Origin of the sequence: Acidithiobacillus sulfurivorans (genome assembly GCF_018853815.1) — a bacterium.
GTDB lineage: Bacteria > Pseudomonadota > Gammaproteobacteria > Acidithiobacillales > Acidithiobacillaceae > Acidithiobacillus > Acidithiobacillus sulfurivorans.
Genome location: NZ_JAAOMP010000016.1, coordinates 1 through 14,524 on the forward strand (window position 1 = coordinate 1; position 14,524 = coordinate 14,524).

Genomic DNA, 14,524 nt, shown 5'->3' on the forward strand with positions numbered 1-14,524 from the left:
CATGATGTCAATCATCGGAATGATTTCGACCCGGCCTTTCTTCTGCTCAAAGTAACGCCGGTTCATTATCCTGCCCTCGCCACGGCCACCGCTTCTGCATTGGGGTGGCCTTCCGCGTCAAAGGTCACCACCGGCTGACCATCCATGCGGTTGATGAGCATGGTTTTCACCGAGTCCAGTTGCAGCAGAATCATACGCACCTGGTTGTTGAAGGCATTGAAGGTCAACAATCCGAGCATGGCGATGAACAGACCGGAAGCGGTGGATACCAACGCATCGGCAACCCCACCCGTGACCTGCATGGGCGCGTGTCCGGGCTGGGCCAGCACTGAAAACGCATGGAACATGCCAATGATGGTCCCAAACAAACCGAGCAGGGGAGCCAGGGTAATAATGGTGTCCAGCAACCAAAGGCGACGATCCAGTTTCGGAGCAATAACCAGCACGCTTTCTTCCAGGCGGCTGGCGAGAGCTTCGCCTTTCACCTGACCACTATGGGCGGCGGCGGTACGCAGCAATGCGGCTTCGGGTAAGTCTCCGGCATCATCGGCCAGGGTGTTGAGGGCTTCGCGGTCGAGGCGGCCATGACGACCAAGCTCCTGCACAAACACCAGACCACGCAAAATGGTCCGCCGCAGGTACCAGAAACGATCTACCATCACAGCCAATTCCACCAGCAGCATCAGGCCCAGTATGTATAAAACCCCGTCCGAGTAGTTGGCGAGGTGAATGAGATAATGAAGATTCATAGGATTACAGGCTCCATAGCAAGCAGAGGCTGACAAATAAGTGAAACGCTGGGTGACGAACCCCAAAATGGGTCAACATGAGGAATACGCTGGATAGGGCGCGAGAAACTCGCCGACCGGTGCTGTCTGGCTGGAGCGCAAAAATACTGGTAATCACATACCGCAGTGTGCCTGTTTGACGCGTGTTGCATATGCAGCCCTCTATCCGTTCTTGCATACGCTCGCTGCAAGAATCATTCGTAGAGTTCTATACCTTTATTGCCGAGCAGAATAACAACGGAATGTGACACTATTGCGACAATTTGATGACATTTTCCTTACAAAAGGGATTTATTATGGTTAATTTTAAAAAACATCAACAAAACAAAAAGATGGAGTTTTAATGATTATTTTTATCTTATTATATAATATACTAATGAAGTGTTGAGATGCTCACTCCCTTTCTCACCACGAATCCGGTACAATGCATTCTTCCCGGTGAGGAGATTTGATCATGCTGCGCTGGATGACCGACAGCTCTGCGGGTTTTGTTGTGCTGCTTGTCATTGCTTTTGTCGTGTTGCTCGGGGTGTATTTGTTACCGGCACTACTGGCATGGATGATGGCGTGTCCGCAGCGGATGACGATTTTATTATTGAATGTTTTTCTGGGTTGGACCGTGTTTGTCTGGATAGCGGCGCTGGTTTGGGCGTTGGCTTCGGGTAAAGATGAGCGTTTTGACGACGATCCCGTTGTCAGAAAAGAACCCTGGTTGCGCTAGTTTTAAATGTTTACATTGTGATTTATCAGGTTATTCAGGAAAATAATGAGCGATCTTAAGCAAAAGGACAAAATTAAAATGGGTGCTGATTCTCAGCCCGTTGATCAGGAAAAATTACCCCTGGTCATTTTTACGGTCGGAACCGCCGCTTCGGGCAAAAGCTCGTGGGCAATATCCATGCAGGCAAAGCACCCTGCCTTGCGCATCATTATCCTGGAACGGGACATGATCCGGATAGCCTTGCAAGAGGCTGAGAATGGTCAAGCCTTTTCCTGGGGCGAATGGAATCCGGCTTGGGAAAGCAAGGTACAATGGCTTTGGGAGCAACGGGTTCACGATGCAGTAAAACAATGTGATGTGTTGATTCTGGCCGACACGCATCTGGACGCCGTGGAGCTGCAAAAAAAGGCCACCTGGTTACGGGAGTTGGGCGTGACGGATTTCACCCTGAAGTACTTTCCGGCGTTGCCGTTAACGGATCTGCTGCGCCGGGATCAGGGTAGAACGCACCCCGTGGGTGGTGAAGCTCTACGCGAACATCTTAAAAAAATTGTTGCGGAAGATCGCTACTGGGCTGCTATTGAAGGGATTTGAGGGTTCTGCTTAGACCTGCTGTTCCGGTCCCAGAGCGCAGGGGTGGTCGGTATCTCCGGTTTCTACTTGCAGGGTAGGATGAACGATGGCGTACTGTTCCCGGAGGGTCGTAGCAATGTCTGATAAAAACCCATCGCCGGGAAAACCTTGAGGCATAACCAGGTGTGCGGTCAGGGCAGTTTCGGTGGTGCTCATGGCCCAGATATGCAAATCATGAACGGCTGCCACATCTGGAAGGCTGCGCAAATAACGGCGCACGGCATCCGTATCTATGTTGTCCGGGACCCCGTGCAAAACCAGACGGGCAGCTTCTTTCAGCAAAGACCATGTGGCCAGAATAATCAAGGCGCTGATTATAAGACTGACGGTTGAATCCAGCCAGTACCAGTGCATAAACAGCATGACAATACCCGCGACTACGACACCCAAAGAAATAAAGGCATCTCCAGCCATGTGCAAGAAGGCCGCTTTGATATTCAGGTCGCCCTTGCGCCCGGACATGAACAACAGGGCCGTGCCGGTGTTGATCAGCACCCCCAGGGCGGCGACGGCAATGACCACCCGACTGTCTACCGGGCTGGGATGGAGCAGGCGTTCTATGGCCTCCCAGGCAATGCCGCCAGTAACAACCAGCAGAAACAGAGAATTCGAGAGTGCTGCCAGAATAGAACTACTGCGCAAGCCATAGGTGTAACGCTGTGATGGAGGACGCAAGGCCAGGGCGCTGGCACCCCAGGCCATCACCAGACCCAGTACGTCACTCAGGTTGTGGCCAGCATCGGCGAGCAAAGCCAGCGAATGACCAAGCACTCCAAATACGGCTTCCGCCAACACAAAAACAACATTCAGAAAAATGCCAATGGAAAAAGCCCGCCCAAAACTTTTGGGGGCATGATGGTGATGGCCGTGATGATGCCCGGAATGCGGATGCGGGTGCGCAGCATGCTGGTGATCATGCTCATGCTGCCGGGATTCGGAGCGCGCTGGCGTATCATGTTGGTGTACAGAGGGGGATTGTGCTTCGCTCAAGGGACTATGCTCTGAATGGATTTTTACGCTTCACAAGCATAGGGAAAAAGCTTAGTCTGGACAACTCTCCATCAAACCGGAGGTCAGAGTTGATATCGGGAATGCCTGGAAAGGTTTTAATTTTGAGCGTCTTTTTACTTTTTTTGCCATTGGCTGCAACGGCAGCTCCTGGCACAAAGCCGCTTGCCTCAAGCGCGACTGAGGCAGTCACACCCGCTGTGTTGGCGAAATGGATGGCCGGGGCCGAGCATGGTTATGGACCGGATCAATATCGCCTGGGACTGGCTTATGCTGCGGGGGATGGTGTTGCCCAGAATTTCAGTGAGGCTGCACACTGGTGGCGTAAAGGTGCCTACAACATCAATCCCCAAGCGGAACTTATGTTGGGTGAAGCCTATGCCCATGGCTGGGGGGTACCCCGTGATATAGACAAGGCTATTCACTGGTGGAAAGCTGCTGCGCGCTATGGCCCGCCAGAAGTAGCCAGCCGCGCCCAGCTCCTGTTGGATTCAGCCATATAATATCCATTAAACAACAGAGGAATTTGTATGTTTTTTTTGCCCAAGAAATGGCCTGCCTGGGTTGCCTTTGCAGCTTTTTTCAGTGTTTCGATGCAGGCTATGGCCGATGAACCGGCAGTGATTCCTTCGGTTATCTCCAAAAGTGAATTTGCCAAAAAACCAGAGTGGTCTGGCACAGTGGGTTTAGGTTTAAGCAGTAGCACAGGAACCAGCCAGGCACTGAATCTCAATACGGATGATGCGTTACTCTGGCATCGCGGTTTGTGGTCGAACCAGAGTAGGCTCCTGTATAACTACGCGACTTCTCAAGGCGAAGTCAGTGCCGATCGCCTGGATGTCAGTAACCAGACCCGCTATGACATTGCCCTGCAGCAATATTTGTTTGCGAATCTCAATTATCATCGCAACCATTTTGACGGTTACTATTTTCGTGCCGACGAAACCTTGGGTTATGGACACTTTTTTGTTCTGAATCAGGTTTCTCATTTGCGTCTTGAAGCGGGTGCCGGTGTGCGTCAATCGCACCCCATTGGCAGCATATATAGCACGCATCCCATTGCCCGTCTCTATGGAAAATATCTCTGGAAATTCAGTCCACATGCGCATTTATCGGAAGCCGTAGATGCCATTTTGGCGGATAATGGAGCGAATACCTATAATTCGGTTTTTACTGTGGTCAGTCCATTATATGGGCCTTTGAATCTGCGTCTCGCCTTTATTGCCACTTATAATGCGAAAGTGCAACCTGGTTTTAAACCGATGAATACCTTGACGACTATCAATCTGGCCTATAACTTTTAAACAGAATATCGGGAAAATTTTTCCTGAAATTTTTGAACATAAGGTGCATAACGCTGTACGGCATCTGCTGCAGGGTAAAATATTTTTCCTGGTGGAGAGGGTGTCTGCCCTAATATTTTGATGCCCCCCAAATCGGCAGCCGCAGCAATGAGAGCAGATCCTTTTGCCGCCTCAGTGTCCATAGTGATTTCTACAGGCCTATTCAAAATGTGGGCACGCATTTGCATCCAGGCAGCATTCATACTGCCACCTCCCACCGTTTTTATGGGCCCCTGAATGCGTACCTCCGCTTTTTCCATCACGTCATAGCCCCAAGCTTCGATATAGCTGAGTCCTTCCAGCAAGCTCTGAAAAGTCTCGGCATTTTGTCCGGTGTGAATGGTACTTCCCGGCCATGTAGGCGCCTGGATCGGGAAGCGTTCTCCGCTGCTGGCCAGAGGATACAACAAAGCAGCGCTGGGATATTCCGTATGGATGGAGGATTCCAGTGCCCGCATTTGTTCACGCTGAAAATGCTGCAGCAGGGTGCCTGCTCCGGCATTGGATGCCGCGCCAACCAGACAAAAATCACCCAGATAATGACTGTAAAGCCCCATTGTGTTTATTGGATTGCCGTGCACGACCTTGAAAGCCATTGATGAACCAAGGCTGCTCAGGGCTGTGCCGGGCATATATAATCCAGCTGCGGTGGCCGCTGCAACACTGTCAGTACAACCGGCGCGAATCTGGACTGCTGTGGATAAGCCCAGCCTTTGAGCCCATGATTTATTCAGCGTGCCGACGCTGATACCTTCATGCACCACTTTCGGTAATATTGCCGGATCAATATCTGCAGTTTCCAGAATATTGATCATTTTCTCCGGATATTTCATCTGTTGAGCATCCAGACCCATTTTTAGAACATTTCCCCGATCTGAAATCCCCCAGTGATCGGTAAGATGCGCGGCTACCCAGTCCGCCTGGTGATGTACATGATGTACATCCGAAAAATTATGCAGATGACGGCGTAACCACAGGAGTTTACTCAGGGAGCTGGCAGGGGATAGGCAAATGCCCCCTTCTGGCCATTGCTGACTCAACTGTTGTGCCTGTGCTGCAGCACGTTGATCTGAATAGGCCAAAACTGGACCCAGAACATTACCCAGTCGGTCACTGAGCAGGAGGGTTCCGGATGTCCCATCCAGACTCATGGCCTTGATGGCAGACCAGGCCCTGGTATGAACGGATCGCAATTGTTGCGCCAGCATTTCCAGTCCCCGCAACCAACCCTGGCTATCGGTAAGAGTTTCAGACGGACAAGCTGGATAGGGAAGGGCGGCACTGGCTATCGTTTTAAGATTTTCATCAATAATCATACCGCGCAAGCCGGACGTTCCAAAATCTATTCCCAGATAAGTGGGCATGTCCGGGGCCGATCAGTAACCGGGCTGCAGCCGGGTCCATTGCACACCGGGCAACTGCCCGAGGATATCGGGGTTATCCCAGCCGGGTTGGCGGTGTTCGATGATCAGATCGGTGCTGATGCCTCCACGCACATACCAGCGGCCCAGAAGGCGCAGATAACGCGGCTGAATCAGTTGAATAATATCGTCAGCAATCCGGTTACTCATGGCCTCGTGAAAAGCGCCTTCATCGCGAAAACTCCAGAGATACAGTTTCAGGGATTTAAGCTCAACATTATGTTGGTCAGGAATAAAATCGAGCATAAAGTGCGCAAAATCAGGCTGTCCGGTCAGTGGACAGAGGCAGGTAAACTCAGGCATATCCATATGCACAACGTAATCCCGCTCTGGATGGGGGTTGGGGAATCGTTCCAGACTTTTGCTGGGTTGACTGGGCATGGCTTAATCCTCATCATAAAAGTTTCGATAGCCCGGTATCATACCTAAAAACCACTGTTCATGCGCCTCTCGGCTATTATTCTTCAAGGCTTCAAGTCCTTTCGCGAAAACACCCGCATCCAGATCAGCGCCAATCCGGTGGTGATTGTCGGACCCAATGGTTGTGGCAAGTCCAATACCGTGGACGCCCTGCGCTGGGTGCTTGGTGAGTCTTCCGCCAGGCAATTGAGAGGCGGCACCCTGAGCGATGTCATTTCCAATGGGGGAGGCAGTCGTCCGGCGGCTTCCCAGGCCAGTGTGGAATTGCGTTTTGACAATAGTGATGGCACTGCGCCCGGTGCTTTTGCCGAAGTGGCCGAAATCAGTGTCAAACGCAGCCTGGACCGCAAGGGAGACGGTCATTACCGGATTAACGGCGCACGTTGCCGGCGGCGGGATGTCAGTGATCTGTTTTTGGGTACGGGTTTGGGCAGCAGTACGTATGCCATTGTCGAACAGGGAACCATTGGTCGGATTATTGAAGCGCGTCCCGATGATTTGCGAGCCATGCTGGAAGAGGCGGGGGGAATCAGCCGCTACAAGGAAAGGCGCCGGGAAACCGCCCAGCGCATTGCCGAAACCCGAGAGCATTTGCAACGCCTGCATGATATTCACGGCGAAATGGATGGTCAGTGGCAGCGTTTGCAACGTCAGGCTGAGGCTGCCCGGAAAATGCGGACCTTGCGTGTGGAAGAACGTCAATGGCAATGGTGGGCTGTTTCTGAACGCCTGCAGATGCTGGAGACGGAAGCACAAGTCCTGAATCAGCGCCGCGATGAATTACAGTCCAAAAACCAGGCATTGGAAGAAAACCGCCAGTTGATCGAGCAGGGTCTGGAGAACTTGCGACAGGAAGCGCGGGTCTGTCAGGACAGTCTGAGCGCGGCTCAGGCCGGGCTGTATGCTGTTCAGGCGGATCTCAGTGAAGCAGAGCATCAACTGAAGGAAAATATCGCCCAGATTCAGCGTGTTCAGTCGGGCATGGAGCAATTTCAGAACCAACAGCAAAAAATCCACGGCGAAATGCAACGTCAACTGGATAGCGAAAAACACAGACAAGAACGGCTGCAGGTTTTGCTGGGTCGTCGTGAAACGTTGAGCAAAGAGGAGGAGTTAACCCGTCAGGCCCGTCTGGCAGCAGAGCGTCAGGCTGAAGAGCAGGAACAGACACGACAGTTGGGCGTACAAAAGGTCGCCGATTTGCGCCGCAAACGTGATGTGCTGCTGGCTCAGATCCGTGAGCTGGAGCCGCGTTTACAGGATCTTGACAAGCGCCTTGCACGATTTGTTCAGGAAATGCCATCAGAACGACCTGCTCTCGACGCCGCCGAACTGCGTGTGCAAACGCTGGCAGAGAACCTGAATACGGCAAGTCAGCATCTGACAGCACTGCGTGAGGAATGGGTACAACAACAAAAACAGATTGAGAACCTGCGCGAGCCGCGTGAAAGCGCCCAGGGGCAGCTGCAAGAGTGCAAGGCCCGCCACAAGGCACTCGAAAGCCTATTGCAACGCCTGCAAAAATCCAGTCCTGCGGGGGTATCCGGGCAATTGTTGTTGATGGATTGTTTACAGGTGCGCAAGGGTTGGGAGGCGGCCATTGAACGGGTACTTGGTGATCGCCTTCATGCCCAGGTGCTGGCTGCGCCTGACCAGACCATTAAGCACAGCACGTTATGGGAATCTGCTGAGGAATTGACGAGCCTTCCTGAAGACGCTTTGCTGAGCGTGCTGGAGATTCCTGATAATTTGCGCAAGGGCATGCAGGATTGGCTCTGGGGTTTGCGGACCGCGCCCGACTTGGCCAGCGCAATGGCCAAGCGGCATGAGCTAAGGGCAGGGGAAGCCTGGATAACTCCGCTGGGAGTTATTGTGCACGCGGTGGGTATGACTTTTCCCGAACACGAAGATGCGGCCAGTCTGCTGCAGTGTCGGCGGGAACTGGAAGACAATCAACAGGTTTTGATTGCCGCTGAAGCGCAGGCCGTTGCTACACAAACGGCGCTGAATGAAGCCGAAGAGGCTCTGCGCGCTTTGCAAATGCCGCTGCGCGAAGCTGAACCGCAAGTGCAGAACCTCAGCCGGGAACTGGCACAGGAACGGGAATCTGTCGCGCGTTTACGCAGTCGGGTGGAATCGGAAGATCACCAGCGCACGGAGCGGCAAACGGAAGCACAGCGTCTGGAATCTGAAAAATCCGCCACTTTGGACCGCTTGAGTGGGCTGCGCAAAGCTTTTGCCGAAGAAGAAGAAAACTGGGCTGTACGGGAAAAGCAGCTGCACGAGGCGCAACAAAAAGCGGATGTGGACAAACGCCGCGTTCAGGAATTGCGCAATGCCTTCGGGCGGTTGCGGGAAGAACGTCAGCAACTGGAATTACAGGTGCAAAAACTGCAGACTGAATCGGCGGCAGCGCAACAGCGCGGTGATGACCTGCAGCAGCAGGATCTGCAACTGATGCAGTCCATTACGCTCAGCCGCCACAATCTGGAGGTACTACAGCAAGCTCTTCCCGATTTGCAGGTCAAACAGAAAACCCTTCAGGATCGGCTGGGGGAACAACAGGCCGTCGTTCAAAAGCATCAGGAATCAGCACAGGCCATAGATCAACAAATACGCAATCTGGAGCAGCAGCGTCATCCTCTGGAAACTCAGCTGCGCCATTCACAACAAACTCTGGCGCTGACCGAACAGGAAATGGCGGCCTTGCAGGTCCGTCTGGAAGAAAATGGTCAGCGAGCTGCAGAACTGGCGGCAACTCTGGAAAAAAATCCCGGACCATGCCCGGATTCCCAGTCTTCGGAAGAGCAACTGGCACGCATTGCCACTGCCATACAGCGCCTGGGGAATGTGAACCTCGCCGCAGAAGAAGAATTACAAGAGCTGGAAGAGCGGCGCGGAAATTTGTTAAGTCAGGTGGAAGATGTGGAAATGGCTCTGAATAGTCTGGAAGAGGCCATGGCCGCCATGGATCAGGAAACCATCTCACGCTTTTCCGAAACCCTCCATCGGGTTAATGAGGAATTGCAGAACCTGTTTGCCATTTTGTTTGGGGGTGGTCAGGCCGCACTGAGTCTACTGAGTGACGATTTGCTCGATGCTGGCCTGATTTTACGCGCGCAACCCCCAGGCAAACGCAATGCCAGTTTGCAGCAATTATCCGGTGGAGAAAAAGCGTTGACCGCGATTGCCCTGGTGTTTGCGCTGTTTCGACTGAATCCTGCCCCATTTTGTGTGCTCGACGAGGTAGATGCCCCTTTGGATGATGCCAATGTTGGCCGTTTCTGCCATTTGGTCCAGGAAATGGCCGTACAAACCCAATTTTTAATTGTCACCCACCGTAACTTGACCATGCAGGTGGGTGAACAGCTTATCGGCGTCACCATGACCGAACCCGGAGTCTCTCGCATCGTGCCGGTCTCTGTGGCGGAAACGTTGGCCGCTGCTGCCGATTCTGAACCCCACGCTGCACATTGATGACCTTTTTGGATCAGGTTTTGGAAGCTTTAGGGGACCAGTTTATCATGCATCGACCCCGTATCCATCAAGGTACCGGTGGCAATCAGCATACTACCAAATGTCCAGATAAGAATGGCCATCTCTAATGCGATCAGTAATACCACGCCCAATAGGGCGAGAACGATTTTTCCTACAAGCATAAATCCCAGATATTTTACCAGAAAAAACAGAATGCCAAAAAATATGGCAAAAAAAATGCCAACACCGATGAATACCAGGATCAGGATTGCGGCCAGAATAAATGGAAAAAACAGCCATTTCCATTTTTTTCCCAAAATACCTAAGCTGCTGGTCATGGACATTTTGGCATTCAATCCATAGGCAGAATACAGCATAAATACATATCCAAAGAATACGCCCAATAACATGAGTGGAATAAACATTATCCAAATCTGCTGATGCATGAACCAGTCTGCAGGCAACTTTTGCCCCGGCTGAACCATGGGCATTCCCGAATAGGCCCCCAGGACGCTGCCAATAACAGCATAGATCAAGGCAAGTACCCAGGCTTCACCGCGTTTGAATGCCCAAAGCAAGTCTCCTATGTGCCATGACTGACCGGTGAGACTTTTAGCTAACAGATAAAATAAACCCATATCCAGCAAGGTGATCCACAAGAATAATGGAAATTGCCATAAGTGGACGTATGTTGGTCCGCTGAGATTGATTATTGAATCTATGGCAAAGCCTATTCCTATTAAGAAAATAAAAATGAGTAAAGCCGGCCATAGCGTTTTAAATTGGTTTTTAAGTAGATGCCAGCCACCACGGATGGCGCTGCTGTAAGTGGGATCATCTGCCTGCATCGGGGTAAAGCTGTCCATGATTTGTTCCTTTTTTCAATGCCAAAGTAGTAACAGAAAGCCACTGCCATTCCATACCATATGAAGCAGGATTCCGGGCCAGAGTGAACGATAGCGGATGCGCAAAAATATTAACGCCGCTGCCAATAAGGCGATGATAATCAATGCGGGAGGGTAATGAAACTGTTCGATTTTGCTGGGTACATGGGCTAAGACAAAAAGCAAACTGACGAACAGGGCCGACCAGCCTGGTGAAAAGCGCCGGCACAGCCCGGCATATATGGCTCCCCGAAAAATAATTTCTTCGGCAAAGGGCGCAATAACAATCAGCAACAAAAGGACCACATAGTGTGTCAATCCTGAGCCTTTCAGTCCCTCAAAGAGGCCTAATGCGCGCGGGTTCAGATGGGTGGGCGGAGGAAATACCTGGAAAAGCTCATGGACAATGAGTCCAATGACAATGGCCAGTACCAAGGCCAGCAGATAGGCATATGGATGACTGGGTTTGCACCAGGCAAAACCTTCAGCTTTGCGCCAGACCGCCCGAGGAAATTTCATCAGCAAAAAAATCAGGATCGCCAATGCACAAAATGTATAGCTCAGAATGCCCAGCCAGATACGAAACTTAGTGCTGATTTCGTGTAAGGCGGTTTTCAGAACAAGCGGCGGAATTTTTTCATGGAGTAAAGCATAATGCATCCCCAACTGCGCGCCTACGACAAAATCCCGCAGCATGATAATAACAATGGCAATAATGGCCTGACCGAAGAAAAAGCTCAGAAAGAGGATTATCGCTGCCCAGGGCCCCCAATGAGTGCTAAGAGATTTTCTCGTGGCCGGTTGCTTGTTTGTTTCTGCTGATAAAGCGTACTTTTGTTCTGTCTGCTGAATTTTTTGGGCAGAAAATTGGGATAAATTCCAGTCACTGCGCCTCAGGCGTTGTCGGGCAAGATAGGCGGCAAGCCCCACACTGATAAGGGCCATAAACATTAAAACCAGTGTTCCGCGCAGGTGAAAGGGCACGTGAATCAGGTGGCGATAAAACCAGTAGTGCGCGGTGCGCAACACCAGAACAGCATCCAAACCAAAAGAAAGGAGCAGGATGATTTGTTGCAGCATACCGGTAAATCCCAGACCAATTGCACCCATGGGTGCCCAGGCCAGCACCAGAATGCCCATATACAAAATCAACAAAATCATGCCGATTTGCAGGCTATGATATCCCAGCAGAACCAAAACAAGGGCCGGCCAAAACAGTAATACCAGGGCCAGCAGACTGGTATGAACAGCGTAACTTTTTACAATGTGCGTACTTGTCTGCTGGTGATTGCCACCAAAACGACCGGTAAGCGTCAGATATTGCCAATCAAATACGCGTGCCGACCAGGTACCCCATGAAAATACAGGTAGAAGGAAAATGACCGGAAGAAAAGGCAGCACCTGAGGCCAATGCGATGTACCAACGCGCAAAAATTGTAAGGCCATAAGAGCGGCCGGGAACAAGGGTTGAATGAAAAGAACCGCCAGTATTCCCTGCGGCCGTCGCGCCGTATCCAGAATGGGATTGTGCCAGTTGCCGGGCATCCAGCGCCAGAGTGCGCTCCACGGGATGTCCCTGATGCGAATATCCTGGGGTCTGTGAATATAGCCTGATACAAAATCTTGCCACTCTCGTGGAGTTTTTCGCATCAGCAGGACGATGAGTAAAAGCAGTAGAATTCCCAGGACCGAATCCACTGGTGCGGAAATCGCCAAAAAAACATTTCTGGCAGGTGGAAAAAATATGAGGGGATACACTGGAAGCAGGGGGAATCCGTACCAATATTTTCGGTCTTTCCTGCGGATTCCGCCGATATTGATCAAAATCGCATAAAAAGAGGCCCAAAATGCCACGTAAACCGTTAAAACAAAGGCCCCTGCCAAGGGAATGTTTGAAAACCGCATTTCCCCGGCAATGATGACCAGCAATAGGCCAAGAATGAAAACAAATATACCAATGGCCTGCCTGCGAAAACCGGGTAAAATTCTTAAAAGATCTTCAGAAATCATTCGCCAGTAATGGATGAGAAAGCCAGCCACGACAAAAAATGCGGGCAGTAATATCATTGTAAAAACCCCTTGCGATTCCTGGGGCTTATCGTGTGAGGAAAGGGAAAAGATGATTATTAGACCCACTCCCATTAAAAATAACAGGCTACCCATTATCAGGGTCAGGTTTTCCTGAAACAGCAGGCGCGGGTGGAGACAGCGCCAGATGCCCATCAGTTGCTGTCTCTGGTCATTGCCAGGAATCGGCTTTCCGCTTCTCCGGGCTGCAAGGTTTCGCGGGGCCATTCTGCAATGATCCGTCCGTGATGGAGTACCAGAAAACGCGAACAAATGCGTTCAAGATCGGAAACAATGTGGGATGAGAGCAGTACTGCAGCTTCCTGCTCCCGGGCGTGTTCCTGCAGCAGGGATAGAAAATCCTGGCGGGCCTGTGGATCCAGTTGCGAAACCGGTTCATCCAGGATCAGTAAACGCGGGCGATGGCGCATGGCAAGAACAATAGCCAGGCGTTGTCTTTGACCACCCGAAAGTTCCTGGACTTTTTTGCTGGAGTCCAGATCAGCCCAGTCTTCGAGTTTTTTCCAGTGGCGACCGGAAGCAGGATAAAAGCCCGCAATCAATTTAAGAAGTTGCTTAACCCGCATCCAGGAAAAACCGCTGAACTCCTGAGGTACAAAGCCAGTCTGAATGCGGTTTTGGGTATCCAGTTGCTGGATATCCTGACCAAATAACTCAATGTCACCATCATTGGCGAGGATGAGGCCGACAAGACAGGTCAGCAGGGTACTTTTGCCGGCGCCATTGGGACCCAGTAAAGCCACAATTTCCGCAGGATATAAGTCCAGAGAAACATCCCTGAGTATTTGTGCTTCTCCATAGAGTTTGCCAATACTTCTGCAGCGTAATAAGGCTGTGTCCTGCCCGGAAGGATTCATAGGAGTACACTCACCCGAATGGCTTCGGGAATTGCGCAAATTCTCCCGTGTTACCGATATGGGGCGCTGATCGGAAATAGGACATTGCGGCTCCTGATCCGGTTTTTACCGGTTAGCAGTTTAATAATAGGCAAATGCTAGCACCGTAATATGACAATTTGATGAACGTTTACTGATCCTGCAAGGAAAGAATCGGCCAGCCTTTGGCTTCTGCATGGGCTCGCAGGCGTTCATCGGGGTTTACAGCAACGGGGAAATCGACGGTTTCCAAAAGCGGCAGGTCATTGTAGGAATCACTGTAAAAGGTGCTGCCTTGCAAGCTTTGCTGCCAATCCAGTTGTTGCTCTTGCAACCAGTGACGCAGGCGTTCGATTTTGCCGGCCTGGAAGCAGGGGGTGCCGACCGTTTTGCCCGTAAATTCTCCGTCTGTGTTTACTTCGGGTTCGGTAGCCAGGAGGTTTTCAATGCCCAATTCAGTAGCGATGGGTGCGGTCACGAAGCGATTGGTAGCCGTAATAATGACCAGCAAATCACCTTGCTGGCGGTGATCTTCCACCAAAGCCCGTGCCCGATTGGAAATCATGGGCAAAACCCTTTCCTGAAGATAGTCACGGTGCCAGACATCCAGTTGGGCGCGGGGGTGGGCGGCTAATGGCGTGAGCTGAAAGTCCAGAAAAGCATGGATGTCCAGGCGTCCGGCCACATAATCGGCGTAAAACTGATCATTGCGGTGATTGAATTCTTCCGCATCGACAATGCCACGACTGCCCAAAAACTCCATCCAGGCGTGGTCGGAATCACCGGTCAGCAGGGTGTTATCCAGGTCAAACAGGGTCAAAGCCATACATTCTCCTTCTGGTTGATAGTGCAATTATCTGCAAAAA

13 protein-coding genes and 1 pseudogene are annotated in these 14,524 nt (G+C 51.4%); 5 read left to right on the top strand and 9 right to left on the bottom strand.

What is annotated here, in order from left to right:
- Both HAP95_RS17430 and HAP95_RS00715 read right to left on the bottom strand, forming a co-directional pair.
- A pseudogene (locus HAP95_RS17430) lies at positions 1–66 on the bottom strand (ExbD/TolR family protein); the annotation flags it as partial.
- On the bottom strand, positions 66–749 hold the full coding sequence (locus tag HAP95_RS00715) for a MotA/TolQ/ExbB proton channel family protein (RefSeq protein WP_215882542.1): 684 nt from the start codon (positions 747–749) through the stop codon (positions 66–68). The pseudogene HAP95_RS17430 and the gene HAP95_RS00715, both read right to left, overlap by 1 nt.
- 493 nt (positions 750–1,242) lie before the next feature.
- Between HAP95_RS00715 and HAP95_RS00720 the strand changes: the two genes are divergently transcribed.
- Both HAP95_RS00720 and HAP95_RS00725 read left to right on the top strand, forming a co-directional pair.
- Complete coding sequence (locus tag HAP95_RS00720) at positions 1,243–1,509, top strand: superinfection immunity protein (protein ID WP_215882543.1); 267 nt, start codon at positions 1,243–1,245, stop codon at positions 1,507–1,509.
- A gap of 45 nt (positions 1,510–1,554) precedes the next feature.
- Positions 1,555–2,103, top strand: a complete 549-nt coding sequence (locus tag HAP95_RS00725) for an AAA family ATPase (protein WP_215882544.1) — start codon at positions 1,555–1,557, stop codon at positions 2,101–2,103.
- Positions 2,104–2,112: 9 nt separating this feature from the next.
- Here HAP95_RS00725 and HAP95_RS00730 read toward each other — a convergent pair whose 3' ends face one another.
- Entirely contained in the window at positions 2,113–3,132 is a 1,020-nt protein-coding gene (locus tag HAP95_RS00730) for a cation diffusion facilitator family transporter (protein WP_215882545.1), read from the bottom strand.
- A 233-nt stretch (positions 3,133–3,365) separates the two neighbouring features.
- Here HAP95_RS00730 and HAP95_RS00735 point away from each other — a divergent pair, with 233 nt between their 5' ends.
- Together HAP95_RS00735 and HAP95_RS00740 are read left to right on the top strand one after the other, a co-directional pair.
- Positions 3,366–3,653, top strand: a complete 288-nt coding sequence (locus HAP95_RS00735; protein WP_215882546.1) for a tetratricopeptide repeat protein — start codon at positions 3,366–3,368, stop codon at positions 3,651–3,653.
- Between the two features lie 27 nt (positions 3,654–3,680).
- Positions 3,681–4,454, top strand: a complete 774-nt coding sequence (locus HAP95_RS00740; RefSeq protein WP_215882547.1) for a DUF481 domain-containing protein — start codon at positions 3,681–3,683, stop codon at positions 4,452–4,454.
- On the opposite strand, the gene HAP95_RS00745 is transcribed toward HAP95_RS00740, so the two are convergent.
- Entirely contained in the window at positions 4,451–5,857 is a 1,407-nt protein-coding gene (locus HAP95_RS00745) for an FGGY-family carbohydrate kinase (RefSeq protein WP_215882548.1), read from the bottom strand. The genes HAP95_RS00740 and HAP95_RS00745 overlap by 4 nt on opposite strands.
- Positions 5,858–5,869: 12 nt before the next feature.
- The gene (gene queF / locus HAP95_RS00750) at positions 5,870–6,295 is read right to left on the bottom strand and encodes a preQ(1) synthase (protein WP_215882549.1); all 426 of its coding nucleotides are present in this window, start codon (positions 6,293–6,295) and stop codon (positions 5,870–5,872) included.
- Positions 6,296–6,355: 60 nt separating this feature from the next.
- Here queF and smc point away from each other — a divergent pair, with 60 nt between their 5' ends.
- Positions 6,356–9,811, top strand: a complete 3,456-nt coding sequence (gene smc / locus HAP95_RS00755; protein WP_215882550.1) for a chromosome segregation protein SMC — start codon at positions 6,356–6,358, stop codon at positions 9,809–9,811.
- A gap of 29 nt (positions 9,812–9,840) precedes the next feature.
- On the opposite strand, the gene HAP95_RS00760 is transcribed toward smc, so the two are convergent.
- From HAP95_RS00760 to HAP95_RS00775, 4 genes are all read right to left on the bottom strand, one after another.
- On the bottom strand, positions 9,841–10,659 hold the full coding sequence (locus HAP95_RS00760; protein WP_215882551.1) for a hypothetical protein: 819 nt from the start codon (positions 10,657–10,659) through the stop codon (positions 9,841–9,843).
- Between the two features lie 33 nt (positions 10,660–10,692).
- Positions 10,693–12,762 carry a CPBP family intramembrane glutamic endopeptidase gene (locus tag HAP95_RS00765; RefSeq protein WP_215882552.1) on the bottom strand — a complete coding sequence of 690 codons (2,070 nt, stop codon included), beginning with the start codon at positions 12,760–12,762 and terminating at the stop codon, positions 10,693–10,695.
- Between the two features lie 155 nt (positions 12,763–12,917).
- The gene (locus HAP95_RS00770) at positions 12,918–13,640 is read right to left on the bottom strand and encodes an ABC transporter ATP-binding protein (protein WP_215882553.1); all 723 of its coding nucleotides are present in this window, start codon (positions 13,638–13,640) and stop codon (positions 12,918–12,920) included.
- A gap of 169 nt (positions 13,641–13,809) precedes the next feature.
- Positions 13,810–14,484: a histidinol-phosphatase gene (locus HAP95_RS00775; protein ID WP_215882554.1), complete on the bottom strand. Its 675-nt coding sequence runs from the start codon at positions 14,482–14,484 to the stop codon at positions 13,810–13,812.
- Positions 14,485–14,524: the final 40 nt, after the last annotated feature.